Raw genomic sequence first — 26,696 nt, 5'->3', positions numbered from 1 at the left:
CCGCTCCTGCGGTGGACCTACCCCGTCGTGAGGCAGGCGTGGGAGCGACGAGGGGTGGTAATTTTCGACCGATGGACGGAAGTGGAGCGCCCGCGCGGGAAGGGCTTCTCCGAGCCGACGCAACCGTGCTCAGAGGGGGGCTGCGATGAGAATCTTGAGGGGCCGGATGTAATGCGTCGTGCGCCGCGGCGCTCTGGAGTCGTCCTCTCGGGTCGCGTACGCGGAGCGAGCATTCTCCTTGATGGCCAGCCTCGTTGGGCGGAACCCCTCACCATCAAGCATCGTGCTCGGTGCGGTGGGCTGCCGCATCAGTGAGAGCGCGCGGTAATACCCTTCCGTGCCGCGATGTGGGCGAGCGCATGCTCCACAGCCACCCGCTGGCGGAGCACGGCGCGACCTGCCCCCGTCTGCTGCAGCTTCCGGAATTTGCGCTGCAGAGCCTCGTCCTCCGCGATGGACACGGTCCGCCCCCGTCCCGAGGCGGCTTGGGTGCACCTAGCTCGGAGGGGGCACGCGCCGCACTCCTCAGGATCAAACTCGACCGTGTCGCCCGGCTCGAATACCTCGACCTGTCCCGCCGGACAGGTGATCGTCTTGGTGCGCAGGTCGATCTTGAAGTCGCGCTTGCTGAACAGGTTGGGTCTGCGAGCACGCTGTCCCCAAGGCTTCGAGAACACCTGGCCACCGTCGCGGATCACGTCGTCAACGACGGGACTGTTCACATAGGCGCGATCGATATGGAGCTCGCCGAGGCGCAGCCGCTGACGTTGGATGTCCTTGGCGATCGGTGCGGCCCCCTCTTCTTCGGGGCGATTCGCTGGCGTGACCGCACAGGCGACGATGACGGGAAGGTCCAGGTCGCGTGCGATATGTTCCTTGTAGCCATCGAACCTCTTCGAGCGGCTCTTTCTTCCGTGGCGCATCTCGGCGTCCTCAATGGAGACACGGCGGTCAGCTGCAACACCTTGACGGATGCGAACGGTCCCATCCTCAGCCGTTTCCAGGTCTTGGTCCCGAACCTGTGTGACCGCATCCAGATAGAAGCGGAGCGGCTGCTCGACAACGTCGTCCAGATGGCGGTCCACCCACTGCTGCAGGGACGAGACCTGCCGCTCCAGGATCTGAATCGCCGCCGCCTTCTGTCTCGGGTCGCTCCAATCGAGATCGAGCCCGGCCTTGATGCTGGGAGCCAGAAGCAGCGGGATGCCCGCCTTGCGACAGATCTCCTCGGGCGGGCGCTCCGTGATCTTCGACACGACGCGGACGATGCTGCGTGCTGCATGGCCGAGCAGGTTGATCGTGTCCTCAACCCGCCCGGCTCCCGCTAAAGGGCGGCTATCGATGGCCACGCGCAGCGCTTTGGACACCGCCCGCTTCTCGCTCGCCGTCATCGCGCCCGACCGAACGAGCGCCACGGTCCGCTCCAGCAGCACCCGGTCCATCTCATGCTCGACCATCCGCTCTCGGAACGCCTGCAGCGCGCCCTGCGCGAACGCGGGCGTGGCCGCCCCCAGGCAGCCGAGCACCATCTGCCAGCGAAGGTCGACGATCGACAGCTCCACCGCCTCGGCATCCGATGCGCCGACGTAGCCTTGGAGCAGCGTGACCATGCACATCAGCGCCGGCGGATGCGGCGGCTCACCTGCTCCCGTGGTCCGGTACATGCTCTCCAACTGCTCCTGGAACGTCTCGTCGAATAGCTCGTGCCGGTGCAGCCTGAGAAAGCCGAACAGGGCTCGCACCCGGGTCAACCGTTTCATGAGCGCCTGTTCCTGCCGCGACAGCTCCACCGGCGGCAACCATCGTTCCATCCGTGCACCTCCAGGCGCGGACGAGATCATGGCCCGCCGAAACCGTCGAGCCTTCCATCGAAGCGCTCGGGATTACCACAAAATCAAACTGATCGGTCCTCTAGGGCGACGAAGTGCGACCAGAATCGCATGCCCCGGCCGGCGAGTAGACGGCTAGGCGCGTGCCAGGGCCTGCCCTCGCATCGCAAGCCGTATCCGTGCGGCTTGCGATCGTGGAGATGGGAAGGAGAGATAGCTGTGGCCCGGCCCTACCGTATGGGCATCCTCCCAAGAGCAGGCGTGGGGGCCATGTGACGCAGCTTTCGATGCGCATGCATGACATTAGTGTCTGTCAGTATGCTTTTCTAAAATGCTCTCGGTATGCTTGGTAGATCGTTTGGCTCTCAACCCGTACCAAGATTTCATCGTTTGCATTGTTCGCCTTGCGCGTCCAGTTGTGTGAGCCAGTGAAGACGAGGTGTCGGGGGGTAGGCGAATCATCAAATCTGGCCTTGATCAAGATGATCTTGTCGTGAACCTTCTTCTCGTGGACGGGGATATGCTTCTCCTGAAGCCTCTCTTTCGACCGCTTGTCGATGTTCTTTACCACGACCCGTACCTTGCAACCCTGCGCCTTAAGCGAGATCAGTTTTGTAATAAGATCCGATCGCGAATCATGGATCATGTTCTGTTCCACGTGTACCCGGCAATCCGAGTTGGGCAGAATTTTCTTCAACTGCCGGAGGACCAGATCGCTGTCCTGTTCGGGTGAGGCATCAACGTGCACCATATCGCCTAGCCACACGCCACGTCCACTTCGGGTCTCATGGTAGTCATTGGTCCTGGGTTTCTCATCGAACAGATGTCTGAAATATTTCTCGAATCCGTCGAATAGGTCGGTGTCGCCGTAGATCGTGATCGCGTTGTTGAAGCTCTCTGCACCCGTCTCGTATGTCATGTTTGCCGAGCCAAACCAAACTACCTTGGGGAGTAATTGTCCGTTAGGATTTTGCGTTGTTGCGGGCGTTGTCGTCTCACTGAAGGTAAAGAACTTCGTGTGCATGATTCCATTGCTGTCTGCAGTGATGCATCCGTTGTTGCCTCCACGCTTGCCGTCGCCGCAGAACTTGAGCATGTCAGTAATTCTCTCGTCGACCTCGAACTTTTTCCCTTTAGGTGAGTGGCCATTGATCGCGATGGCCAGATCCATCACCTCTGAAGTATCTTTACGCCATCCGCTCTTCTTGAATGGCGCAGAGCCATCCATTGCGATTTTTACCGTTACGCCACGACTTTTAGCCTTCTTTAGTTCCTCAGCAATTATGGGAACGTTGAGGCTATAAATAGCCGCGTGAATCGTGCCTCCGGTAGGCGTGCCCTCGATGAGTCGCTTTACCTCGTCGAGAATGGTCATGTCTCTTTTCTTTTTTTTTTACTGGTGCCCGGTCTCGCGAAGTGCACCCAGGCCGGGTGCTGATCGATCGTGTGCGGTGATGCCACTCCAAATGTATCAGAACCGATGTCGTCCTCGTCGTCGAACTCCTGAGGGGGCTCGCATGCGCCCAACGAAAGCGCCAAGAGCGCAGCAGTTAGCACCTGCAACCATGTTCTATGCAGCATCGCCTCGCCTCCCGTGACCCATGGCCACTGCGTCCTTAGCGTACCTCATGGGAAACTGCTGGAAGGCGAAATGTATGGAGTGTATTCGTAAGGCGGTTGTAGTGGGCTGTGAACAATATGCGCTTCGACGCGCAGATAGCATCACATACGTATGTCCTAGGTGTCCTGCGGACGTCTGAGCGTTGAAGTTAAGAGGCCCTGCGGTGTAGCTCTTAGCGCACACTTTGCAGGCTACACCTACACTGTCGCCCTCGCGAGGCATCGATCAAGGTCACAGCGCAGGCGCTACTCGACGTCTACCGCGACAACGCGGTGCGGGCGGACATGCTCTACAATGGCAAGCTGCTCTATGTCTGGAACCATTCAGTACATCGGCAAGACCGATGACGGTTCTCTCACTGTGGCGATCGGAGAGGGCGACTGGCGCTGGCCAGGTCGAGGGCCAAGGCGAGCGCGGGGATGGTGAGGGCGCGCGGCGCACGCCACCTGCAGGCCGGCTCAAGGTGGGCCCGCGCGCATCGGGTGACCGTCCCCCGCGAGCACGAGGACCGGGACGAGGGCGGACCGCGGCGTGCTTCTGCGCGTCTCGCTCCGCCGGCGACTTGGTCAGATACCGCGCGTGCAGGATGTGCACTTGCAGGGCCAGTCCATCGATCGGCTTCGCCTCGACACCAAGCTTCGAGGCCTCGACAGCGGCCGAGCGCTGCACGGCGAGGGTGAGGAGCGGCGCTGCGTCGTGGTAGCCTCGCCGCATGATCCTCCCGCCCCAGGACGCTGAGATCGTCGATCCACCGTACCCCGGCGTGACCGCGAGCATCGAACCGCCGGATCCCGGCGTCGCCTTTATCCTCGGTCCAGCCAACCCCAACGTCACCGCGAGCCCCATCCCCCCGCGCCTCGACGTCGAAATGATCATCTCCGACCCGAGCCCCGACGTCGCCAGCATCGAGCCGCCGGACGCGCACGCGCTCGGGCTCGTCTTGGCGATCGCGGTCACGGCCCTGCGCCGGTGAGCGCCTGACCGGCGCGTCGACCTGGCTCTGCTCCTCGCTGCCTTGCCCCGCCGCCCGCCCCCAGGCAGGCTTCGTCCATGGGCCAGCCCGCCGAGAAGCAGCGCCGCGCCACGTACGCCGACCTCGAAGCCGTCCCTTCGAACAAGGTGGCGGAGCTCGTCCGCGGCACCCTGCACGTGTTCCCGCGGCCGGCGCCGCGACATGCGAACGCCGAGGGGGCCCTACAGGGCGAGCTGTTCGGCCCATTCCACCGCGGGCGTGGCGGTCCGGGCGGCTGGTGGATCCTCCCGGAGCCCGAACTGCACTTCCCCGACCCGGACGCGCCGGGCGAGATCGACGCGCTCGTGCCCGACCTCGCCGGCTGGCGCCGCGAGCGCATGCCCGAGTTGCCCGAGACGGCCTTCTTCCCGCTCGCTCCGGACTGGATCTGCGAAGTCCTGAGCCCGTCGACCGAGGACGTCGACCGGGACGAGAAGATGCCCATCTACGCGCGCGAGGGCGTGCGGCACGCGTGGCTCGTCGACCCGATCGCGCGGACGTTAGAGGTGTACGTGCTCGGCGCGGATCGTCGCTGGGGGCCCGCGGTCGTCCACCGCGATGCCGCCCGCGTCCGCGCCGAGCCTTTCGAGGCCATCGAGCTCGATCTCTCGGTCCTCTGGGCGAAGTAGCGAAGGGGCCCGCCGGCTGTGACGACGAGCAGCGCCTCGAGGCCTACGGGTAGCGCGCCCGCGGGATCGCGGCGCTGACACGGGCGCTCCGCCCGCGGCGAGGAGGACGACGGGTGGTGTAGATCAGGCCGCGCTTGCCGGCGCTCGCTCGCGGCGATAGGAGGACGCATGGCGATCACGATGTGGTGCCCACACTGCGAGTCCCTGACGCAAGTAGAGATCATCGGACGAACCGACTTCGATGCCTATCACTATGCGTTCGGTAAATGTGTAGGGTGCTCTTGTCCTGGACTCGTCGAGCTCGACTGCAACGACCCATCAGCCCACACGCGACGCCAGGTATTCCCATCGACGGGAAGCCTCGACTGCGACCTTCCGGCAAAGGTCAACGAGTCATATCAAGAGGCCATTAGGTGCCAGTCGGCAGGCGCATGGATTGCTACGGCCGTCATGGTAAGAAGGACTCTTGAGGCGATCGGCAGAGAGTTCGATCCGAAGTCGAAAAGGCTCGTCGATGGCTTGAAGAGCATGAGGGAACAGGGCGCTATCAGCGACGAGCTGCTGCAGTGGGGTGAGGAGCTGCGATTCCTCGGTAACATAGGCGCCCACCCAACGGATGATATTGTAACAAGTCAAGATGCTGAAGATGCCGTTGAGTTCGTAAGCGCAATAATCGAGACCATATATCATCTTCGTCCGAAGTTTCAGGCTATGCGTGAGCGGCGAAAGAAGGCGAAGGGCGGCGGGGACACATAGTGCGCCGCGCTGCCGTCAGGTGGGCACCGAACTTCGTGCCTGTCTGCTGCGCGTCGCAGCGGAACGCGAATGCGGGGGCTACGGCTCCGATCGCCGTGGCGAGGAGTGGCGGCAGGCGTGGCACGGGCGGCCGTCACCGCCGAGGCTGAGAAGCATCATCCGCCGTCGAGCAAGACCACGACGACACTCGGCACGCTCGGAGATCAGGCGGAGGCCCGCGACCCGAAGCCGTTGAGCCCCCACGAGGGATCCGCGGTGACGCGCTCTTGGAGCGCAGCGAGATCGGACGACTTCAGCGCTTCCTTGAGCGCCCGCTCTCCCGCTCGTGCAGCGTCCGCGTTTGGGTAGCTCACCCACCGATCGATCTGCTCGCGCGTGACGTGGTGGGCACTGAGGCGGTCGTTCGCGGGCACCGGCGGGTACTTCAGGGTGAAGCGGTACGAGGCGAACGCCTCGGGCCGGTTGAGCGCATCGGGCAGCATGGCGCCGGCGAGGAGCGCGATCGCGGTCCCGTGGGCCTTGATGTTCTTGTACTCGTCCGGGGTCGCGCCGAACTGCGCCTCGAGGAGGGCCATGATGCCGTGGTGCTCGTTGACGGGCTCGACGGCCGCCCCGAGCTCGCGCGCCCGGGCAGCGTCGGCGCGGGCACGAGCCACGGTCGCCTCGACACGCGCGACGTGCTCCCTGATGACTTGCTCGGCGGCGATGATGGCCTCGATGCTCGGCGCGATCTCCTGCCGGACGGCGTCGAGGCTGGCGCCGGCGACGAGCTCCTCGCGCGCGCGCCGCGCGGGCCTCCCGCCGGCCGGCGACCTCGCCCTCCCGCTCTGGAGCGATCTCCAGAAGCTTCGCCTCGAGCTGCTCCAGAGTCGCGACGCTCGCCTCCCGCGCGCTCCGCGCCTTCTCGTGCACCGCGCACGCCTCGCGCTCGCGCGTGAAGAGCTGCCGCAGCGCCGGCCCGGGGTGCGCCTGCACCACGTCGACGCGCGCCTCGCTCTCGGCCTTGCAGGCGCGCTCGTGGGCGCGCCCCGCTTCCGCGATCTCGCGCTCGAGGCCCTCCACGGCGGCCGCGCGCTCCGCGGCGGCGGCTGCCGCGGTCGCCTCCTCCGCCCGGCCTCTGGCTCGCTTCGCGCGGAGCGCGGCGAGGTCCCGGGCTTCCCGGGCGCGGAGGACCTTGGCGCCGTTCTCGTCCGTCGCGTCGATGTCGTACGCCTGCTCTGCGGCGGCGAGGGTCGCTTCGGCCTCCCCGAGGAGCTTTGCGGTGTCGCTCGCCTCCTGCTCCGCAGCGGCCCGCGCAGAGCGCGCGAGATCCAGCTTCGAGGGCGCGCCGCTCGATTCGTTCTTGCCGATCATCTTCTTGGGCTTTTCCAGGATGTTCACGATCACTGCCTCCCTCGCCGGCCCGGAGCGGCCAGCGCCTTGCGCGCGTCCTCGGGCGTCATCGTCTCGAACACGACGGTGTTGCCCTCGCGCCGGATCTCGCCCCTCGGCTTGGAGAGGCCCATGCGGGCGTCCAGCTCCCTCTTGCTCGCGGCGCGCTTCTCGAGGCTGTCGACGCGCTTCTCGAGCGTGTCGATGCGCTCGAGAAGCTCGTCGTCGCTGTGGATCTTCTCGGGCTCCATCGGGTCGAGGCCTTCGAGGCTGTCGACGCGCTTCTCGAGCTTGTAGAGGCGATACGCCGAGCCGCCCGTCCGCGGGCCCATCGTGTGGCCGTTCTCGAGGAGGTCCACGCGCTCTTCGAGCTTGTCCAGGCGCGGCTTGATCTCATCATCCTGCAGGCGGGCAGAGATCTTCTCGAGCTTCTCGACCTTCGCGGCGAGGGTGGCCAGGCGCGTCTTCTTCACGGCATCGCTCGGCCTGCTGCTCGGCACCGCGACCGCACGGTTCCCTGCCTGGGCGGCGGGCTTCGTGGGCGTGGCGATCCGGCGCGCGGCGACGGGACGCGGCGAGTGCGCGGAGGACGTGCGAGGGGCGAAAACGCCCGTCCGGGAGAGGTATTGGCTATAAGACACGGCCTCACCTCCCCTTCCGGTGCGGGCAATGGCGCCGCGTCGTTGCGGAGCTCGGGATCATCGGCGCCGCGTTGCGGGTGCGCGACGCCTCCCGCGCGATGCGCTGCCGCTCGAGAGTTCTTTTCGACACCTTGACCTGTTTGGTTCTCTTGGACATGGGTCCTCACGCGCACTTCGGTGCGCCGGATGTTGCGTTGAAAGCCGGATGCGTCGAGATCGCCGCGGCTCGCGGCGGCCCCTCTCGGTCCAGCGCGTCGAGCCCCTTGAGCAAGACCTCTCGCGCAACGATGCTGAAGGATCGGATCCGACCACCCGGTGTGATGCGCCGCGCGTTGATGCGCCGCTCGAGCTCGTCGTCGAGCCAGACGGAAGCACTACGATTGCTCATATCTTGAGTCTGCGAAGCGCTTAGTCTGCGGTCAAGCGATGTGTCTCATGTGGTGCGAAAAGACGCCATCATGCCGCCGCATGACAGCTCATGAGCACTCATGGCGACGAGTGCGCGCGGGACGCCGCTCCCCGTGGCATGGTTGGCCTGCGGAGGTTCCCACCATGGGCAGGACTCGGGGATCGGTGATGCTCGCGGCGCTCGGCCTCGACCAGGTCGAGATCGCCCGTCGGTGCGGCGTCGTGCGGTCAGCGGTGGGGCACTGGGCCACCGGCCGCTCGCGGCCGAACGGCGACATGCGGTGCCTGCTGGCCAGGGTCTACAAGATCCCGGTGGAGGCCTGGATCGAGCCCGCGAACAGCACCGCGGCTCCGGCGGCGCCCTCCGCGATCGGGCGCTTCATCGCGTAGGACATGCGCGCGCCGGCGGCGAGCGGCGCGGCTGCGGCGTCGGGGCGTTCACCTCGGCGGCGACGGCCGGCCTTGGCAGCGGCGCGCGGCGGACTCTTCCGCGATGAGCTCGTCGGCGGCGCGCACGCCATCGATGAAGAACCGCGCCTGCCCGGGGTCGTCGAGGTCCAAATCGAACCGGCGCAGCACCGCGCGGTCTCGGGGAGGCACGGCGCGGAGGATCTTAGCGGCAGATCGGAGACGGGGCACGGCGTGAGCCTACCCGATCCAGCGGGCGCGGTGCCGAGGGCGGCGGCGGCGAGCGCCTACGCGTGCGCCTCGAGAGCGCGCAGCAGCTCGTCGGCCAGCCGGGGTCGCGCTGGGTACGTGGCGAGGGCGCGGGCGATGGCGTCCCCCTCGGCGTCCAGCAGGCGCCCTTGAACGTCCGCGAGCTCTGGGTCGATCTCCCCGCGGGCGAGGGCCCTCCCGAGCGCGCGGAGCCTACCGGGCAGCGTGCAGAGCCGTGCGCGGAGCTCCTCCACCGTCGGCGCCACCTCGCAGCCCCGGGACGCCTTCATGCCGCACTCCCGCGCAGCGCGGCGACTAAGCGGGCGCGGCATCCCTCGCACCCCCGCACGACGTCCTGCAACGTCGCCTGGAGCTGCTCCACTTCGGCGACTGTGGCCAATCCATCAGACTCGACCGCGGCGATCGCGGCGGCGCGCTCGTCCGTGAGGAGGCGGCGAAGGGTCTCCGCGGCGCTCACCGCGACCTCGCCGCGCTCTACACGGCCGCGCAGGCGCCGGATCTCACCGGGGATGGCGCGCGCCCTGCGCTTGAGATCCTCGAGGGATGCCGGCGCCTCGGGAGGCTCGGGCGGCTCGGGCGGCGACGCCGTCGCCGTTGGCGCTCCGGAGGGCGGTGAAGGGGGCGCTACGGGCGCGGCACGGGCCCTCGCTTCCCGCTTCGGAGGCGTCGGCGGCAAGGGGGCCGCGCGCCCCTTCCTGGCCTTCACGGGCGGCGAGGGTTGGGCGGCGAGCAGATCCCACCCGACAGCAACCACGCCCGTGCGAGCCTCGATCCACGCTGGCCCGAGGTCTCCATCACCCCGCGGCACCTGTTTCCCCCCGATCCAGCGGGACAACGTCGCCGGCGCCACCCCGAGAGCACGGGCGGCTGCCCGGATGCCGCCGCGCTCCGCCGCCCACGCTTCGAGCTGCACCGACCCCTGTGAACGCACGAGGCAAGCCTAGCACCTGTTCCCGTTACTAGCACCTCGACGGTAACAGTTTCCGTTCCCCTCGCGTTTCTGGCCCTGTTCCCACATCCCCAGCCCGAAGTGCTCGAATTTAAAGAGGAAGCCCCTAGGGTCTCAAAAACCCCAATCGCTGTAGGAGGATGTCCCACCGCGTAGGTTCGTTCGGGTTCTTGGGCTTCCTTCGCCCCTCGGCGTTCTTGTCCCCCTCCATCGATCGGCTCAGCTTCGCCAGCCGTCGAGCAGCTCGGGAGCGTCGAGCTGCTCGGGAGCGTCGGGCTGTCTCGTCTGGGTGGCCTGCCGAGGTTGCCGAGGGTTGCCGAGGTTCTTCCAGCCGTTGGCGCCCACGCGTGCGGGGGGCTTTCCCCTTTTCCGGCCTCAATAGCGGATAAATAATTAAATAAATAATCCTGATTGAGCTTGGCTAAAGCCTGAAAAAACCTCGGCAATCATCGGCAACCTCGGCACCACCGCGCCGGGTCTCTACCCTACGCGCTCGATGGCCCAGAGCTTGAATCCCTTGCGATCGGCTCCTCTCTCGACGATCCGCAGCTCCCCGACGATCCGCCCCTTCATCCGACGCAGGAGGCCCGACAGCTGGATCGGCGCCACGGAGAGCGCCTGGAACTTCCCCAGCCCGAGAAGCCCCTCGACGGCATCACGGAACGTCGGCGCCGTCTGCATGAGCTCGAGGGCGCGCCGAGTCGTCAGCCCGGCCGGGGCACCCTCCCGCCCGACGAGCTCCGCCCACCCCTCGACGAAGGCGCGGCGGTGGTCCGCGTCCGCGTCCGCGTTCTCGGCCAGGGCATCGCGAGCGGGGCCCGGATCAGGAAGGCCTGCAAAGACGAGCGCCCCGAGGACGTGCCTCGTCCAGCTCTCGAAGCTGCCCCACGGCCGGAGCGCGACAGCCGGACACCCCGCGGCGGTGTACCGGCGGAGGATCGTCAGCGCCGCGACGGCGAGCGCCGCGCGCTGCGCGCGCACGTGGAGCAGGAGAGGGCTGTACCGGAAGCCCTGCCTCTGCTCGGGGCGCTCTGCATTTGCCGTGATTCTGACGTGACACACCCTGCGGTCCATGTCCGCGCCGAGGTCCGCGTTGTTGCCGGTCGCGTAGAACGTCGCCCCGATCGGCCCGCTCCAATCCTTCGAGCTCCCGAGGACGCGATCCGACCATTGCGACTCGGTGAGCGCGGTGCACAGCGGCGCGCCCCCGAGCTTCCCCACGACGTTGTCGAGGAGCACGATCCTGTCCCCGGCCATGAAGTAACACGTCAGCCGCTTGCGCATCTCGGCCTCGTCCTCGGTGAACTGGCCGGCGGCGGGCTCGCGCCCCGTCGAGACAAGCCCAGCGAGCTTCGCGAGCAGGCCCTTGCCCGTGCCCGGCGTCGAAGCGTCGAACAGGAACAGCGGCGCGGGGCCCCGGAACATGTTGCGCGACATCGGCGTGAGCAACGCGGCAAAGAACCCGGTCCGGTGTTCGGGTGTCTCGAAGGTGAAGTCGCAGATCACGTCGTCGATCGCCGCGATGGCGCGCGCGACGTCCTCCTCCGTCGGGTGCTCGGGGACGGTCGGATAGTCTGCGTTCGGCTCATAGAGGATTCCCGTGCGCTCGTCGTATCCCGGCTCTCCTAGGACCTTGCCGTCGGGCAAGAGGAGCGGCGTCTCGGCGACTTGCTCGAGCGGCGCGAGGACGGGCCAGTGCGCGCGCGCAAGGATGCCCTGCACCACCCATTCGGGGGGCACGGTTCGGCTCCGCTTCTCCGCCCCCGCTTGCGTCGTCGTCAGCCTGATCCACGTCGCTCCGGAGGCCATGGCCTCGCGCACGGCCGGCGCGGGTACGGCCTGGATCGTGGGCGTGTTCGGCTCTCGCGTGAGGAGCGGCGGGGGTTCCGCGTCCCGGACGACGCGCACCAGCGTGCCCCCGCGGCGCCAAATGCGCCGATCGGGATCGTCGAGCCCGACGCGCTCGATCGCCTCGATCGCCTGGTCGGTGACGTGCTCCATGTTCGCCGAGACGACGATTTCCGGCGGCTTGTCCCCGCCGAGCCAACGCCGGACGTCACGGAAGACGATCGGGTCGAAGCCCTTCGCGAGCGTCCCCCAACCGGTCACGCGCTCGCCGTCCTCGATCTTGGTCATCGTCCCGCGGATGGTCGTCTCGCGCTTCGCCCGGTCTTCATCCCCCGCGAGATCGCAGACGATGCAGAGGAACTCGAGCGCCAGGTCGGGATCCCATCCGCTCCGGAGCAGCGCGCCGGCGAGCGCGAGCTGCATCTCGTGGCGACCGCCGCCGGGCCAGTGTCGCGCGAGCAACACCCCCGCCGCGATGCGCCCGACCCGCACCCGCAGATCGCCCGCGTCGATGGCCTGCGGGAGCTCCGCGGCCTCGAGGCCGATCGGCTCGCCCGAGACGTGCGTCGAGCCCGGGAAGACGGTCTGTGTACCGTCGCTCCGGATCTCGACAATCATCGCCTTGTCCTGCGCCTTGTCGCGTACGCGTAGCGGGTCTCGGAACTGGGCCGTCGCGACCTCACACCGAAAGAGGCGATGCGAGCCTTGACGGCTCGCGCGGCCGAAAACGGTCGTGGGTGGGAGGAGCAGATCGGCAAAGTCGATGGCCTCGCTGCAATCGAGGTCCACGTCGACGAGCCCACCGCTCGGCGTGCCGAGGAGGACGCCAACGTTCATCTGCACGCCGGGCGGGAAGTCACGATCGAAGGATGCCCGCGCCTCGTCCAGCGTCCGCGTTTGCCAGGCCTGGCCGCTCGGCGCCTTCTCCCGGAAGGGTACCGGCACGGGAACCCACCCCCAGCCGAGGTATGCCGCGGCGTACTCCCTCGCCGCCATGCCCGTGTCGCCGTTCAGGTGCGGGGCGCTCATGCCGCACCCCCCGCGCTGTTGATCATCGTCGCCGGGTTGCGCTTCCAGCGGATCGCCAGGTACGAGCCTCGGTCGGCGCCGGCGAGGATCGCCCGCACCCACCCGTCCGGGGGCGGCGGGCGCCCTTCGAGCATCGCAGGGACCCGCGGGTCGTTCGTGATGTCGAGCACGCGCACGCACGGGATCCCCGCCTCGTAGAAGGCGATCAGGACGATCGCGTCGAGGCGATCCGCCGGTGGGGGGCCGCTCGCGCCGCAAAAGGACACGAGCGCGCGCTCGAGCTCTCGGAGCTCCATCGAGGCGGTCTTGCGCCGGCGCGCTGCTGCCCGCCGGGCGGTTCGTGCGCGGCTCATCGGCTGGCCCCCTTCCGGAGCCCGGCGCGCGACATCGCCCGCTCGAAGTCGTCGCCCTCCGGCGCGGGCTTCTCCTTCGCCTGCGCGGCGTAGTACCGCTCGAGCTCCGCCGGCTCGACGTAGTAGTACTTCCCGACCTTCTGCGCCGCGAGCTTGCCGGCGCGGATGTCGGCCAGGACAGCGCGCTTGGGGCGCGAGATCCTGTCGTGCCGGATCCTGCGATCCGCACCCTGACTCTTCAGCGCGGCGGATACCTCCGTCCTGATGAACGCGCGCAGGTCGTCTCCCAGGAGACCAACCAGAAGCCGCGCGGCATCGCCCTTGCGCAGGGCGGGCTCTTCTTGCACCTTTCCCATGCTCGTCCTCTCGCGGCGCGGTGTCGGCTCGTCCCCGATCCGCGCCGTTCTCTTCTGAGCCGCGCGCCAGGACCCGCCCGGCGCCGTCAGCTGCTCGGTTTCAGCCCTTCACCACCGGCGTCGGAGAGCTCTGCAGCTGCGCCAGCTGGCGCTGTGCGAGCTCGATCCGCTCCTTCACCACCGACCCGCGGACGTCCTCACCCCGGAGAAACTTCCGCACCGTGCGGGGGTCCGCGCCGGACAGCCCCGCGATCACCAGAACCTGCTGTGTCGTCGTCAATTCGTGCTGCATGACGACTCCACATCAGCACCGCGGAGCCTGGCGCGGTATCGCTGCTTCCCCAGCCCCGGGTGGGGGTCTGCCTGGCCGGTCTACCCGGGGATACCCACTCGCCGGACCGGTCTACCCTGGGCTGGGGAAACGTCGCTTGACATTCACGCCGTTCTAGTGGGTGTCGAGGAACGCGAACGCTTTCCGCAGCTCCTCGTCACCCTTCCCCGAAACCTTGAACTCGAGCTCAAGCAGGGCACGCGCGATCTCCTGCGCTGCACTCTCCGGATCCTCGACCGCGCGCCACCTCTCTCCAAGCGATCTCAACTGCCTCTCGATGCGTCCCTCGATGCTCTTGCAGCGCTTCTGCATGTCTGGCTCTTCGGAGAGGCTCTGCAGCGCAGGGAAGTTGTGAGCCATGCTCGCGGCAACGACATCCGTGAACGCATCCAGGTAGCTGTCATGCTCGCGGCATGCCTTGACGGCGAACGTCAGGATCTCCGTGAGGTGTCGAAAGCCGCCGCTGATGTTCTCAGCCATAGGCTTTCGCAGTCGTCCTAGCTCGTCGTCGATCGGTAGGTACCCACCCGCGATGAAGCCTTCGTCCGGCCTGATGTACTTTCGAGCCCACGTGTGAGGGCCGCCCTCCGCATTCAGCGCCGACAGGTCGCTTCGTTCGATCGCCTGGTGCACCGCCGTCAGGATGTGCCCGATCGCCGCAGACTCATCGTTCGCATGCTGGCGCGCGTGGTCTATGAACCGCCCCGCGAGCTCTTCGAGCTGTTGCACCATCGAATGCCGGAACCGGAACTGGATGACGGACGACTGACCCTCTCCGAGGTCGACCACGTGCTTCGGAAGGTCTGCGACCAGATATCCAGCATCCCGGGCCTGCTGCCGCAGCTGCACCGTGAGCGCGGCGGCTTCGTCCTTGTCTCTCGGCTCGAGTTCGGGGCCCAGCCGCGCGCGCGGCTTGGGGCCGCTGCGCTTGCTTCTGTCGGTGCTCTTGCTCGGCTTGCCCTGCTTCGGTACCTTCTCGCTCACGTTGACCTCGACCGTCGACGTCGCCGGCCGGGAGGGTTGCCGCCCTCGCCGGCCGTTCTCTTGCCAGCCTACCGCGGCGGCGAGCAGCACGGCGAGCGCTGCGAGGAGGGCCTGACAACGAGCCTTCATCGTCTCCTCCGCGCGCGCTCCGCCGAAAGGCGCACGACATCGGCCGTGTCCACGGAAGGCTGCTCGGGCGCGGCCAGGAGCTTGCCGAGCGCCTCGTTCGCCACGCGCGCGGCCTCGACGTCGTCGGCGGCGAGCGCCACCCGGACCAGCTCGGTCAGCTGCGCCAGCAGGCCCGCTCGCGGCGAGCTCGTCCCCGACGCGCCCGACGGCGCCGTTGCCGGTCCCGGCGAGGGTGGGGGGCGGCTGGCTTGGACGACGAGCACCGCCGGCGCGGCGCCTCCCCGCGCGCCCTCGACGTCGACCGGCGATCGCGGCGAGGCCTGGGTGAGCGGCGACGGCTCGCCGGGCGCGGGGTTGGACCCATCGCTGGACCCAAGCCCCCCGGCTTCGTCCACCTGTCCAGCCCTCGGGTCGCCGCTTTCGCTAACGATTTCGGGCTTGTCTACCTGGGGTGAGTAACGGGAATCGAACCCGCGACAACTGGAGCCACAATCCAGTGCTCTACCAACTGAGCTATACCCACCGTTCTTCGCGGCCCGTGGGGCTGCGAAGGCCTGGCAGAATACTCAGCTCCGCGCAGAGTGCAATCACGGAAACGCACCGCGTGTCGCTCTTCGAGCCCCCACCCCTGGATCCGGCCACCTTTCGAGCCCCTCGCCCCGGCTTCCCGCCCCGACCCCCAAGGAGGCGCCGGCCTCCTCCACTCCTCCAGCAGAGGGCCCCCGCGGGACGACGGCCCGCCGGGCGCCCCCCCTCGGCCCCGCTCACGCCTCGGCCCCGGTTCCCCGGCGCGCGCCGGTCGGCTCGCTCAGAGCGTCGTCCACCGGCGCAGCGCGGCCCGGCGGGCCCGGTCCAGGTCCGCGCGGTGGCGGGTCGAGATCGGCGCGCGCTGCGTGGGATGCGCCGGCGGCGGCACCGACGCTCCAGCCGGGTCGTCTGCCGCCTCGCGGCCGGACGCCGCGAGCAGCGCCGCCGCGAGCGAGCTCTCGAGCGCGGTCAGGTCGTAGCCGCCCTCCAGGAAGATGGCGAGCCGCCCCCCCGCCTTCGCGGTCGCCATCGCCGCGAGCCGGCGGCCCATCGCCGCGTACGCGGCGCGCGACAGCTTCATCGCCGCCATCGGATCGCGCTCGTGCGCGTCGAACCCCGCCGAGACCAGGATCAGCTCGGGCGCATACTCGTCGAGCACCGGAAGGAGAAGCTCGTCGAACGCAGCCTCGTAGACAGCGTCCGTCGCGCCGTCGGACAGCGGCACGTTCACCGTGTAACCGGTGCCGTCGCCTCCGCCGAGCTCGTTGGCGGCGCCGGTGCCGGGATAGAACGGCCACTGGTGCAGCGAGCAGAACAGCACCCGCGGATCGTCCCAGAAGATGTCCTGCGTGCCGTTGCCGTGGTGCACGTCGAAGTCGACGACCGCCACCCGCGAGAGCCCGCTGCTCAGCGCCGCCTGCGCCGCCACGGCGACGTTGTTCAGGAGACAGAAGCCCATCCCGGCGTCGCGCGTAGCGTGGTGGCCAGGCGGACGGAGCAGCGCGACCCCGAGCCGGCCGGGGCCGGCGAGCACCGCGTCGACAAGCGCCACCGCGGCGCCCGCGCCGCGCCTCGCCGCCTCGACCGAGCGCGGGACCACGTACGTGTCGGGGTCGAGCGCCGCATAGTGGCCGCTGAGCCGGCCGAGCGACTCCAGGTACCGCGGGGCGTGCACCCGGGCGAGCTCTTCCTCGGTGGCGTCGCGCGACGCCACGTGCTCCAGCGAGAGGCCGGCCGCGGCGCATCGCTCGATGGCGCGGCGGGCGGCCTCGAGGCGCTCCGGGCGCTCCGGGTGCGCGCCTCGCGAGCGATGTTGCTCGAACAGCGCGTCGTCGACGACGTAGAGGCGCGGGGCTTCGGAGTGCGGCTGATTCAAGTGCACCATGAGCTGGGTGGAGAGTTGTAGCAGCGCCGCAGCGGATGGTAGCTTGCCCTGAGCCCCGGAAAGAAGGAGTGGAGACGCAGGATGCGCGGAAAGATCATCGCAGTCTTCGCCGTGATTGTCCTCATGGTCGGAGGGCTTTTTTACGCCCTCACGCGCGCCTCCCTCGCGGAGATCGGGCGCCCCGGCGAGGCGCCGCGCGCGCTCGCGGCCGCCATGGCGCAGCTCCAGGTGGACGGCCTCGTGCTGGAGCGGTGGCTCGACTCCCACGCGAGCGACCCGAAGCTGCGCGAGCCGTTCAACGCCGGCACCGCCCCGGCCCGCGCGGAGGCGGCCACCAGCGCCGCCAACGCCATCCGGGAGGCGGTCGCCGCCTCGCCCGAGCTCGCCAGGACCCCGCCCTCCCTCGTGGTCCTGGTGGACACGAAGGGCGTGGTGCTCGGACGGAACGCCTCCGCGCTCATGCGCGGAGATAACCTCGGCGCCGTCTACCCGTCGCTGAAGCTCGCCATCGAGCAGGGGGTGACCGGCTCGGACGTGTGGGTGAGCCGGGCGCGCAACGAGCAGCTGCTCGCGTCCTACGCGCCCATCCGCAGCGACGCCGGGCAGATCATCGGCGCCGTCGCGGTGGGCACCGCGCTGAACGACGAGCGGCTGACCAACGCGAGCGAGCGCACGAGCGGGCGCGTCCTCGTCGTCGCGACGCAGTCGGGCGACGGCCTCGACGTGGTGGCGAAATCGCGCGACGCCTCCCCGCAGCTGGTCGCGGCGCTCACGGCGTCGCCGGCGAAGGACGGCGCCCTGAAGGCGCTGAGCTCCGGGCAGACGGTCGACATCGGCGGGCTGGCCGGCGAGTACAGCGCCGTCGGGCACGCGCTCGACGGCTACGGCGACGGGCGGCGCGCGGTGCTCCTCAGCATCGCGCAGCTCAGGACGCCGGGGCTCGCGAGCGCGCTGCTCTGGCCGCTGCTCGGCGTCGCCGCGCTCGGGCTCGTGCTCGTCGTGATCGCCGGGTATTTCCTGGACGCGTACATCTCGCAGCCGGTCTCCGAGATCGAGGACGGCCTGCTCGCGATCATGAACGGCCGGACCGACCTCCGGTTCCAGATCGAGCACGCCGAGCTCGGCGGGCTCGTGTTCCGCCTGAACTCGCTCCTGAACCAGCTGCTCGGGGTGCAGGAGGACGAGACCGACGCCGAGGGGCGCCCGTCGCGCGCGCCGACGTCGGCGTCCTTCCGGGACGCCCTCGAGGTCGACGAGCGGATGGCCGCGCTGTCCGTGGAGGAGATCCCGGCCGACGCCAAGGCGCTCCTGGAGGAGCCGGAGGACGCCTACTACGCGCGCATCTTCGGCGAGTACATCGCCGCGAAGAAGTCGCTCGGCGATCCGGTGGATCACATCACCCGCGACGCGTTCGTCGCCCGCCTCAAGGCGAGCGAGCAGGAGCTCGGGCGGAAGCACGGAAAGCCCATGCGCTACAAGGTCGAGGTGCGCGGCAAGGAGATCGTGCTCCTCGCCGTGCCGCTCGCCTGACGCGCGCGGCGCAGCAGCCTGGGAGCGCGCGCAGCGAGGCGCGGCGCCGCCCGCGGCCCGGAGGCGCGCCGCGCCGCGCGGCTCAGTGCAGCACGGCGTCCGGGCCCTCGTGCAGCTCGACGCGCCCCGACGAGGGCTCGCGGCGGAGCGCGATCACGTCGGCGAGCTCGCAGCCCAGGGCGATCGCCGGCGATGAGGTCGTGACGATCCACTGCACGTTGGGCAGCGCGGCGCGCAGGCGCGCGGCGAGCGATCGCTGGCGGTGCACCGGCTGCTGCGCCTCGATGTCGTCGATCAGCACGACGCCCTCGGCGAGGCGCGGATCGCCGCTCGGGTGCGCGGACGCGAGCGCGCGGAGCGCGAGCGCGCCGAACGCGACGGTGTGCCGCGCGCTCCGCCCGAGATCGTCGAAGTCGACGCGCTGGCCGTCCGCGCGCTCGAAGATCGGCTCGAGACGGAGCGGATCGACGCCGGCGTACGTCACGCCGTGGCCCTCGAGCAGCGCCTCGAGCACCTCCTTGAGCGCGCGATCGAGCGCGCCGAGCCGCGCTGCCTGGGCGCCCGGCCAGGCGTCCGAGAGCGCCTCCGGCCGGCTCTTCCGGCCGTCGCGCGCGATCGCCGCCGCGATCGGGATGAACGAGAGCACCTGCTTCGTCTCACGGGCGAGGTCGGTGCGCGTCGCGTCGTCGAAGCTCGCGGCCGCGCGCACGTCGTAGCGGAGGATGGTGCGCTCGGGCGTCGTCAGCACGATCGCGCTGCGGGAGAACCAGCGCGCTCCCGAGAGCGCGACGAGGACGAAGCCCCCCTCGGCCGCGCGCCGCTCGAACAGCGACTGCTCCCTCCGCCGCAAGATCGCCGCGTCCTCGGGCTCGTCGAGGCGCGCGTTCGGGCTCGTGACCCGCAGCGGGTGCGCGCGCGCCGGGTCGTCCGTGCCGAGCATCCAGTCGGCGACCACGAGCGGCTGCGCGCCGTCGTCTCCGCGCGGCCTCGGCTGCGCGACCGCGTACCCGGGCCGGGTCGACGCGATCGCCGACAGGATCGAGGTCTTGCCCACGCCGTCGCCGCCGAAGAGGACCACGAGCCGGCGCGGCGCGCCGGCGGCGTCCTCGAGCGAGAGCGAGAGATCCTCGAACGGGCCGACATGGACGAGGCGGACGCGGGAGAGCAGCACCGCCCGCGAAGCTACCACCGCGCAGCGCGCGTGGAACGCCGCCGTCGGCGTGGCGCGCGCGGACGTCGACGGCGCGGCGAGCGCCTCCGACGCGCCGTGGCATGCCGCGGGTGCGCGCGGGCGCCCCCGCGCACCCGGTGGCGCGCGGGGGCGCCGCAGCCTAGATTCGTCGTCCGGGGTCGTCACCGTGCTGCGCAAGCTGCCTCCGCCGGATTTCCGCTACGTGTGGCTCCACCCGGAGCCCGGCTCGACCGGCGCGCTCGCCGCGGCCGGGACCGCGGGGCTCGCGGGCGCCTCCGCGGCCGTCTGGAGCGCCGGGGGCCACGCGCTCTCGCTGGGGCTCATCGCGATGGGGAGCGCGCTCGGGCTGCTCGCGCTGGTCCGCGCCGATCACCGCCCCCCGATCCAGCGCGGCGCGCGCGAGGTGACGATGGCCGTCGTGCCCTGGGGGATCGTCGTCGACCCGGACACGGAGCCGCGGGTGCTGCGGTGGCCCGCCGTCCAGCGGGTGAGCGTGGACGTGTCGCACACGATGCGCGGCGGGACGCCGGCCATCGTGTCGAGCCTCGTGACGGTGCACACCGAGCGCGACGTGCTGGCGGGCCGCGCCGCGGGCGCGGTGGACCTGGAGCGGCTCCTCGCCAACCTCGAGGGGTATGCGCAAGAGGCGTCGCGGCCCGTCGCCGCCGATCTCGAGGGGCTGACGGTGCTGGGCGACGGCGTGACCGAGCCGATCGCCGCGGCGCTGCTCCAGGCGGCGGACGGCATCTGCGCGACGAGCCGCGGCGACGCGCAGCTCGCGCTGCCGGGGGGCGGCTACCGCACGGCGGCGGCGGCGCGCGCCGCGGCGCCCGAGACGATCGCGGCGCTGCGCTCCGCGCTGTCGTGGAGCCACGATTGCCCCGCGGATCCTCGGCCGCTGGCGGCGGTCGTCGCCGGCGCGTTCGGGGCGGCGGAGCTCGTGCCCGAGCTCCTGCGGCTCGCGAGCTCGCCGCACCCGGTGGTCGCCGCGTTCGGCAAGGCCGCCGCGCTCCGTCTGGGGGCGCCGCCGAACCGCGCCGGCTCGCTCGACGAGGTGGCGGCCTTCCTGTTCGAGGAGGATGTGGAGATCGGGAAGCGGTGGATCGCGTCGGCCCCGACACTTTGTTTGCGACCCCGGGCCCAAGCTTGCTAGCTAGAGGGGTCGGCAGCGCGTGCGCTGCGGTTCGAGCGGCCTGCGCGCGGAGGCCGTCGTCCCGCGGGGCTCCGTCCTCGCGGCGCGCTGCCGGCGGGTCGTCCACCGCGCCGGGTCGGCTATGAAACGGGCTCCGTCGCCACCGAAGCCGTCTTCAGGGGGAGCGCGCCGCCGCCTGGCCGTCGCGTGGGTCCTCGGCCTCTCGCTCGCCGCGTGCGCGGAGCACCACGCGGCAGGGCCGCCCCCGTCGCAGAGCACCGCGCGCGCCGCGCCGTCCGCCGCGCCGCCCGTGGGTCTCGCCCTCGCGCCGCCCGCGGGCCTCGCCCTCGCGTCGCCCGCGCCGCCCATGGTGGACGGCGCCTGGGTCGAGTCGGTGCGGCTCGAGCGCTGGGCCGAGGCGGCGGAGCGGCTCGACGCCCTGCCCATGGAGCAGCGCGCGCTGCCCTCGATGAAGTACGCGCGGGCGCGCGTCGCGTTCGAGCTCGGGGATCACGGCAAGGCGGTGGAGCTGCTCCACCGCCTGGAGCAGGAGCTGCCGCTCCTCGCCCGCGAGGTGGCCCGCTACCGGGCGGAGGCGGCGTTCGTCGCGGGGCCGTTCCTCGTGGCGGCGGCGTACTTCGAGCGCTCGGGCAGCGCGCCCGGCCTCGCGCGCGCCGCGCTCGCCACCATGAAGGGCGGCGATCTCAAGCAGGCTCGCGCGCTCGCCGATCGGGCCGTGGCCGCGGCGCAGCGCGCGCGCAGGTCGCGCGACGAGGCCGCGGCGCGGATGGCGCGGGCGCGCGTCCTGCTCGGCGTGCGCGACGCCGCCGAGCGCCCGGCGGAGAAGTCCGCCGCGGCGGCCCTCGCGCACGCCGACCTCCGGTGGATCGTGAAGAGCGCGCCGTCGTCGCCCGACGGGCGCGACGCCGCGGCGCTCCTCGCCGCCTTGCCGGGGCAGCTCTCGCAGGAGGAGCGGCTCCAGAAGGTCGACGCCATGGTCGCCGGGGGCAGCGCGGCGGAGGCGATCGCCGAGCTCGACAAGATGTCGGGCGTGCCGGCGTCGGAGCTCCACCACCGCAGGGCCACGGCGCTCTACCAGGCGCGCGACTACGAGGCCGCGGCCGCGGCGTTCCTCAAGGTCGCCGCCTCGCCGTCGGCGCGCCAGGCGGAGCAGCTGCACCTCGCGGCGCGCTCGCTCTCGCGGCTCCGGCGCGAGGCGGAGGCGATCGAGCGGCACCTCGCCGTCGCGCGCAGGTTCCGGAAGACCCGCTGGGGGGAGCTCTCGAGCCTGCTCGCAGCGCGGCTCCTCATGCAGGTCGGGCGCTACGCGGAGGCCGCCGCGCAGTACGGCCGGTTCCTCGAGGCCTATCCGCGGAGCGATCGGCGCGACGACGCGGCCTACGAGCGGGCGCTCGCGACGCTGTCGACGGGCGGCGCCGCGCGCGCGCGGCGGCCGCTGGAGCAGCTCGCGCGGGACGCGAGGCCGGCCGACGCGGCGCGGCTGCGCGAGCTCGCCGGGCTCGCGGCGCTGCGCGGAGGCGACCGTGACGGCGCGGTGCGGCTCTGGACGCAGGTGATGCGGGAGCAGCCGCTCTCGTGGGGCGCGCTGCTCTCGCGCTCGCGCCTCGCGGCGGTGGGCGCGCCCATGCCGCCGCTGCTCGTCCCGGCGTCCCTCGGGGACGCCCGGGCGGTGGAGGTGAAGCTGCCGCCGGCCGCGGCGCTGCTCGCGTCGATGGGGCTCGACGGCGACGCGGAGAGCTACCTCGCCGAGAACGAGCGAGAGGCGACGGCGGCCTATGCGGGGCAGGAGAGCGAGGCGCTCTGCCGGATGTACGGCATGCTCTCGCCCGCGAAGCGCCGCTACCGCGTGGGCACGCAGGCGGTCTCCGCCGCGGCGCTCCAGCGCGCGCCCTCTCAGGCCGAGCGCTGGGCGTGGGAGTGCGTCTATCCGGAGCCGTACGCCGGCGAGGTGCGCGCGCTCGAGGCGCAGCACGGGCTGCCGAGGGGCCTCGTTCACGCGCTGATGCGCCAGGAGAGCGCGTTCGATCCCGTCGTGGTGAGCCCCGCGAGCGCGGTCGGGCTGATGCAGCTCATGCCGTCGACGGCCGAGAAGGCGGCGGGCGAGCTCTCGCTCGGCTTCGACCTCGGGCAGCTCAAGAGCGCGCCGCTCAACCTGCGCCTCGGCGGCTTCTACATCGGCAAGCTGCTCCGGACGTTCGAGGGCAGCCTGCCGCTCGCGGCGGCGGCGTACAACGCCGGTCCGAAGGCCGTGTCGCACTGGCTCGATGGGGGCATCGACCGGGACACCGACGTGTGGGTGGCGCGCATTCCCTACGACGAGACGCGCACCTACGTGGGTCGCGTCCTCTCGAACCTGGCGCGGTATCAGTGGCTCGCCGGCGGGGACGCGGCCGTGGAGATGCTCCCGCTCACGCTCCCCGCGGACGCGCGCGCCCCGGCGGACGCGTACTGAGCGCGGTCGCCGGGACGGCAGCGCAGGGATTCCTCCTGCGTTGAAATTGCGCTGTGCGCTTGAACTCGCAGGCGGGTGCCTTCACCGTGGTGGGGTGGCTGGGACCGCTGGCAGTGACGGCGTGTTCAAGCGGTGTGGGGTCCTCATCCAGCCCTACGCCGATGCTCGATCCATCGGCCGGCTGCTCTCGTCGGCGCTGGCGTGGCTCCTCGTCGTCTTCTCCGTCGCGTCGCTCGTGGAGCCGCTCGCGGGCCCGATCGTGGCGGCCGTCATGGTGCCCTTCGCGCTGCTCGGGTCGTTGCTCGCGCTGCTCTGCCTCGCGTGCCTGCTCTACACGCCGATCGCCTGGCTCTGGGCGGCGGTGGGCTCGTCCGGCGCGGCGGTCGTCCGGGTGAGCAACGCGCTGTGGATCGAGCGCCCCGGCGATCGGCGGTCGTTCCCGCTGCTCTCGCTCACGCGCGCGCGGCTCTCGAGCTCCGGCGGCGAGGTCGCCTTGAAGACCGACGACGGCGACGTCATCCGGGTGCGCGTCGACGATCCGGTCGACGCGGAGCGGCTGCTCGGCGTGATCGCCGCCGGGCGAGCGCGGGGCACGTGGAGCGCGCGGCTCTATGAAGACGCGCCGTCGCTGCCGCGGCGCGGCCTGTTCGTCGGGGTCGCGGCGCTCATGTCGCTGATCTGCTGGTCGGTGCTCGACTTCGACGTGGCGCTCTCGCTCGGCGTCGTCACGGGCGCCTCGGCGTGGGTGCTCGCGGCGCTGCTCAGGGAGGGCTCCGCGCGCCGCGTGCTGGTGGCGGGCAGCGACGGGCTCTCGCTGCGGGACGACGCCGGCGAGCGCTTCATCTCCTTCGGCAGCATCGAGCGGGTCGAGGAGACGGCGCTCGGCGTGCAGCTCGCGCTCGCGGGGGGCGAGGAGCTCTCGCTCACCCTCGTGCCGCCGCAGCTGCTGCGCGATCCCAGCGAGACGGGGCTCAGCATGGTGCTCGCGGAGCGGCGCCGCGAGCACCTGCTCGCGCTGCTGCGGGAGCGGAGCGGGCGCGGCGCCCACGAGGCGGGGCGCGCGGTGGCGCTCCTCGGGCGCCGCGGCCTGCCTGCGTCCGCCTGGCGGGCGGCGCTGCGCCGCCTCGTGGGCGAGGCCGGCGCCGACTACCGGACGGCGAAGCTCACGCGGGAGCAGGCGTTCACGGTGCTCGAGGACGGCGGCGCGCCGGCCGAGCTCCGCATCGGGGCCGCGCTCGCGCTCGCGGGCTCGCGCGACGGCCAGACCGAGGAGCGGCTCCGGATCGCGGCCGAGGGCTGCGCGAACCGAGACGTGAGGCTCGCCCTGGAGCATGCGGCCGAGGGCGACGTCGACGACTGGATGCTCGAGCAGGCGCTCTCGTCCTCGGGGGCAGAGCAGGCGGCGGCGCCGCCGCGGTCCCCGGCGCGGGCCGCGTGAGGCTGCTCGCAGCGTCCTGGCGGTCGCCGCGCGGGCGGGCTGATCGATTCTTCTCGCCCTCCGGCCTTCGAGTTCTCGGTACTCTCTCCAGAGGACGCGCGGCTCCTCGGGTCGGTGTGTCCAGCCGAGCTGCCGCGGGCGCCTGCTGCGCGCCCGTGGTCCTCCAAGGTAGACCCCGATGGAAGGCCCGCTCCAGGACCCCTACGCTTCGGTCGCAGTTCACCCCCCGCGCCCCCGCGCGCAGGCGGGCCGCGCCGCGCGGATCGCGCTGCTCGTCGTGGCGCTCTTCGCGTCGGTCGGGTTCGGTGCGCTCGTGGTGGCGCCGCGCCTCGGCGCTCCCGCGCCCTCGAGCGGCGTGGTCGCGCGGCCGTCCCCTGCGCTCGTCATCGCGATCCGCGATCTGTCGCGGCTCGAGACCACGGAGGTGCACGTCGAGAAGGTCGTGGATCTGGCCGACCGGCAGAGCCGCCTGTTCGGCCTGGTGCAGGCCACCGATGCCCTCCTGCTCGTCGCGGTCGGCCACGTCACGATCGGCGTCGATCTCGCGCGGATCGGCGAGGGCGACGTCGCGATGGATCCGGAGACCGGGGTCGCGCGGCTCACGCTGCCGGCGCCCGAGGTCTTCTCGACCCGGCTCGACGAGGACGAGACGTACGTCTACACGCGGTCGACCAGCCTGCTCGCGCGGCGCAACGAGCAGCTCGAGGCGCGGGCCCGGAAGGAGGCGACGGCGGCGATCGAGAAGGCCGCGCTCGAGGGGAACGTGATGGCGCGCGCGAAGGCGCAGGCCGAGCGGCAGATCACGGCGCTCGCGACGCAGCTCGGCGCGAAGCGGGTGGAGATCCGCTGGCGCGAGGTCGGCGGCGGCGGGGGCTGACGCGGGGCGGGCGCACGTCTCGCGCCGTCACGCCGCGGGAGAGCGGTTCGCGCTCGTGGTGATCGAGCCTGCGCCGAGGCCTTGATCCGTGGCGCAGGCCTGGTGGACGAGGGGCACCGTGAACGCGAAGGAGGATCCCTCTCCGACGCTGCTCTCGACCTCGATGGCGCCGTGGTGCGACTCCACGATCGCCTTCGCGATGAAGAGGCCGAGGCCGAGCCCGCCGTTCTGCTTGCGTCGCTCGCTGAAGTAGCGCTCGAAGATCCGGGGCAGCGTGTCGGCGTCGATCCCGGGCCCCGTGTCGGTCACGCTGAACCGCACGAAGCGGCCTGACACGCTGGCGCGCAGGGTGATCGTCCCGCCGGGCGGCGTGAACTTCAACGCGTTGACGGTGAGGTTGGTGAGCACCTGGAGGATCCGATCGCGGTCACAGAGCGCGGGGGGGAGCCCCGCCGGAGCCTCGGAGCGCATCTGGATCTGCTTCGCCTCTGCTTCATCGGCGTGGGTCTCGACCACCTCGGCGAGCAACGCCGCCGGGGACTCGGGCGCGAGGTCGAGCGCGAGCCGTCCGGAGTCGATCAAGGCCGTGTCGAGCAGGCTGCGGAGGAGGCGGTTCATCCGCTGCGCGGTCCGGTGCACGACGGCCGCGCGCTGCGAGACCTCGACGCCCGCTCCCGCGGTCGAGGCCCTCGCGATCAGCCCGGCGTTCAGATCGATGACGGACAGCGGATCCCGAAGATCGTGGGCGACCATCGCGAGCGTGTGCTCCCTGACCTGCGCGGCCGAGCGCTCCGCTGCCGCGGCGTTCTCGGCCACCTCGCGCGAGGCGCGCTCGAGGCGTACCGCCCGCGCCACGCCCTCGCCGAACGCGCTGAGCGTCGCGCCGATCAAGAGGAACAGGACCAGGCCGACGACGTCAGCGGGATGGCTGACCCGCAACGCTCCATGGGGCTCGATCCAGTAGACGGCCCCCACGACGCAGAGCACCGTGGAGAGGAGCCCCGGCCAGAGCCCGCCGATCCAGGCGCTGGTGATGATCAGCACCCCGTAGAACAAGACCAGCGGGAGCTTCAAGGCCCACACCGGGGGCACCTGGGTGGCAAGGAGAAGCGCGAGCGCGCCGGAGATCAGGGCCGTGCCGTAGCGTACGGCAAGCGAGCTCGAGGTGCACTTTGGCAAAGAGCTCATGATTGGCGCTGAACTTGACCACACCGGTCG

25 protein-coding genes and 1 tRNA gene are annotated in these 26,696 nt (G+C 70.7%); 9 read left to right on the top strand and 17 right to left on the bottom strand.

Features of this window, described 5'->3' with window-relative positions:
- Positions 1–308 precede the first annotated feature (308 nt).
- Positions 309–1,811, bottom strand: coding sequence for a transposase (locus tag WMF19_RS34645; RefSeq protein ID WP_437894274.1), 1,503 nt, complete (start codon positions 1,809–1,811; stop codon positions 309–311).
- A 331-nt stretch (positions 1,812–2,142) separates the two neighbouring features.
- A complete protein-coding gene (locus WMF19_RS34640) occupies positions 2,143–3,204 on the bottom strand; it encodes a phospholipase D-like domain-containing protein (protein ID WP_437894273.1) in 1,062 nt (353 codons plus the stop codon).
- Between the two features lie 958 nt (positions 3,205–4,162).
- On the opposite strand from WMF19_RS34640, the gene WMF19_RS34635 reads away from it, so the two are divergent.
- The 3 genes from WMF19_RS34635 (at position 4,163) to WMF19_RS34625 (ending at position 5,847) form a co-directional block, all read left to right on the top strand.
- Positions 4,163–4,423, top strand: a complete 261-nt coding sequence (locus WMF19_RS34635; protein ID WP_437894272.1) for a hypothetical protein — start codon at positions 4,163–4,165, stop codon at positions 4,421–4,423.
- 77 nt (positions 4,424–4,500) lie between these two features.
- A complete protein-coding gene (locus tag WMF19_RS34630) occupies positions 4,501–5,091 on the top strand; it encodes a Uma2 family endonuclease (RefSeq protein WP_437894271.1) in 591 nt (196 codons plus the stop codon).
- Between the two features lie 168 nt (positions 5,092–5,259).
- Positions 5,260–5,847, top strand: a complete 588-nt coding sequence (locus WMF19_RS34625; RefSeq protein WP_437894270.1) for a DUF4145 domain-containing protein — start codon at positions 5,260–5,262, stop codon at positions 5,845–5,847.
- 203 nt (positions 5,848–6,050) lie between these two features.
- Here the strand turns inward: WMF19_RS34625 and WMF19_RS34620 are convergent, their stop codons facing one another.
- Positions 6,051–6,503: a hypothetical protein gene (locus WMF19_RS34620; RefSeq protein ID WP_437894269.1), complete on the bottom strand. Its 453-nt coding sequence runs from the start codon at positions 6,501–6,503 to the stop codon at positions 6,051–6,053.
- 726 nt (positions 6,504–7,229) lie between these two features.
- Positions 7,230–7,691, bottom strand: coding sequence for a hypothetical protein (locus WMF19_RS34615; protein WP_437894268.1), 462 nt, complete (start codon positions 7,689–7,691; stop codon positions 7,230–7,232).
- A gap of 720 nt (positions 7,692–8,411) precedes the next feature.
- Between WMF19_RS34615 and WMF19_RS34610 the strand changes: the two genes are divergently transcribed.
- A complete protein-coding gene (locus WMF19_RS34610; RefSeq protein WP_437894266.1) occupies positions 8,412–8,657 on the top strand; it encodes a helix-turn-helix domain-containing protein in 246 nt (81 codons plus the stop codon).
- A 48-nt stretch (positions 8,658–8,705) separates the two neighbouring features.
- Here the strand turns inward: WMF19_RS34610 and WMF19_RS34605 are convergent, their stop codons facing one another.
- The 11 genes from WMF19_RS34605 to WMF19_RS34555 all read right to left on the bottom strand — a co-directional run bounded on the left by WMF19_RS34605 (position 8,706) and on the right by WMF19_RS34555 (position 16,836).
- Positions 8,706–8,867: a hypothetical protein gene (locus WMF19_RS34605; RefSeq protein WP_437894265.1), complete on the bottom strand. Its 162-nt coding sequence runs from the start codon at positions 8,865–8,867 to the stop codon at positions 8,706–8,708.
- A gap of 95 nt (positions 8,868–8,962) precedes the next feature.
- Positions 8,963–9,214, bottom strand: a complete 252-nt coding sequence (locus WMF19_RS34600) for a hypothetical protein (RefSeq protein WP_437894264.1) — start codon at positions 9,212–9,214, stop codon at positions 8,963–8,965.
- Positions 9,211–9,876 (bottom strand): hypothetical protein, encoded by a 666-nt coding sequence (locus WMF19_RS34595; protein ID WP_437894262.1) that lies wholly within the window; start codon positions 9,874–9,876, stop codon positions 9,211–9,213. The genes WMF19_RS34600 and WMF19_RS34595 overlap by 4 nt, the downstream gene beginning before the upstream one ends.
- A gap of 498 nt (positions 9,877–10,374) precedes the next feature.
- Complete coding sequence (locus WMF19_RS34590) at positions 10,375–12,771, bottom strand: bifunctional DNA primase/polymerase (RefSeq protein ID WP_437894260.1); 2,397 nt, start codon at positions 12,769–12,771, stop codon at positions 10,375–10,377.
- Positions 12,768–13,124: a hypothetical protein gene (locus tag WMF19_RS34585; RefSeq protein ID WP_437894259.1), complete on the bottom strand. Its 357-nt coding sequence runs from the start codon at positions 13,122–13,124 to the stop codon at positions 12,768–12,770. The genes WMF19_RS34590 and WMF19_RS34585 overlap by 4 nt, the downstream gene beginning before the upstream one ends.
- Entirely contained in the window at positions 13,121–13,480 is a 360-nt protein-coding gene (locus tag WMF19_RS34580) for a hypothetical protein (protein WP_437894258.1), read from the bottom strand. Before WMF19_RS34580 ends, WMF19_RS34585 begins: the two co-directional genes overlap by 4 nt.
- 100 nt (positions 13,481–13,580) lie before the next feature.
- A complete protein-coding gene (locus WMF19_RS34575; protein WP_437894257.1) occupies positions 13,581–13,772 on the bottom strand; it encodes a hypothetical protein in 192 nt (63 codons plus the stop codon).
- Between the two features lie 153 nt (positions 13,773–13,925).
- Positions 13,926–14,924 (bottom strand): hypothetical protein, encoded by a 999-nt coding sequence (locus WMF19_RS34570; protein WP_437894256.1) that lies wholly within the window; start codon positions 14,922–14,924, stop codon positions 13,926–13,928.
- Entirely contained in the window at positions 14,921–15,319 is a 399-nt protein-coding gene (locus tag WMF19_RS34565; protein WP_437894255.1) for a hypothetical protein, read from the bottom strand. The genes WMF19_RS34570 and WMF19_RS34565 overlap by 4 nt, the downstream gene beginning before the upstream one ends.
- 52 nt (positions 15,320–15,371) lie before the next feature.
- Positions 15,372–15,447, bottom strand: a tRNA-His gene (locus WMF19_RS34560).
- Between the two features lie 285 nt (positions 15,448–15,732).
- Entirely contained in the window at positions 15,733–16,836 is a 1,104-nt protein-coding gene (locus WMF19_RS34555) for a histone deacetylase family protein (protein ID WP_437894254.1), read from the bottom strand.
- An 81-nt stretch (positions 16,837–16,917) separates the two neighbouring features.
- Between WMF19_RS34555 and WMF19_RS34550 the strand changes: the two genes are divergently transcribed.
- Entirely contained in the window at positions 16,918–18,366 is a 1,449-nt protein-coding gene (locus tag WMF19_RS34550; RefSeq protein ID WP_437324105.1) for an MXAN_5187 C-terminal domain-containing protein, read from the top strand.
- Positions 18,367–18,448: 82 nt separating this feature from the next.
- Here WMF19_RS34550 and WMF19_RS34545 read toward each other — a convergent pair whose 3' ends face one another.
- Positions 18,449–19,537: a hypothetical protein gene (locus tag WMF19_RS34545; protein ID WP_437894253.1), complete on the bottom strand. Its 1,089-nt coding sequence runs from the start codon at positions 19,535–19,537 to the stop codon at positions 18,449–18,451.
- A gap of 187 nt (positions 19,538–19,724) precedes the next feature.
- On the opposite strand from WMF19_RS34545, the gene WMF19_RS34540 reads away from it, so the two are divergent.
- The 4 genes from WMF19_RS34540 (at position 19,725) to WMF19_RS34525 (ending at position 25,478) form a co-directional block, all read left to right on the top strand.
- The gene (locus tag WMF19_RS34540; RefSeq protein WP_437894252.1) at positions 19,725–20,711 is read left to right on the top strand and encodes a hypothetical protein; all 987 of its coding nucleotides are present in this window, start codon (positions 19,725–19,727) and stop codon (positions 20,709–20,711) included.
- Positions 20,712–20,832: 121 nt separating this feature from the next.
- Positions 20,833–23,163, top strand: coding sequence for a transglycosylase SLT domain-containing protein (locus WMF19_RS34535; RefSeq protein ID WP_437894251.1), 2,331 nt, complete (start codon positions 20,833–20,835; stop codon positions 23,161–23,163).
- 121 nt (positions 23,164–23,284) lie between these two features.
- Entirely contained in the window at positions 23,285–24,601 is a 1,317-nt protein-coding gene (locus WMF19_RS34530) for a hypothetical protein (protein ID WP_437894250.1), read from the top strand.
- A gap of 178 nt (positions 24,602–24,779) precedes the next feature.
- Positions 24,780–25,478, top strand: a complete 699-nt coding sequence (locus WMF19_RS34525; protein ID WP_437324100.1) for a DUF4230 domain-containing protein — start codon at positions 24,780–24,782, stop codon at positions 25,476–25,478.
- A 27-nt stretch (positions 25,479–25,505) separates the two neighbouring features.
- On the opposite strand, the gene WMF19_RS34520 is transcribed toward WMF19_RS34525, so the two are convergent.
- Positions 25,506–26,666, bottom strand: coding sequence for a sensor histidine kinase (locus tag WMF19_RS34520; protein WP_437894249.1), 1,161 nt, complete (start codon positions 26,664–26,666; stop codon positions 25,506–25,508).
- Positions 26,667–26,696 lie beyond the last annotated feature (30 nt).

Origin of the sequence: Sorangium sp. So ce124 (genome assembly GCF_051525235.1) — a bacterium.
In the GTDB taxonomy this organism is placed as follows: domain Bacteria; phylum Myxococcota_A; class Polyangia; order Polyangiales; family Polyangiaceae; genus Sorangium; species Sorangium atrum.
Note: the sequence above shows the minus strand (reverse complement) of the source record. Positions and strands in the feature narration are given on the sequence as shown.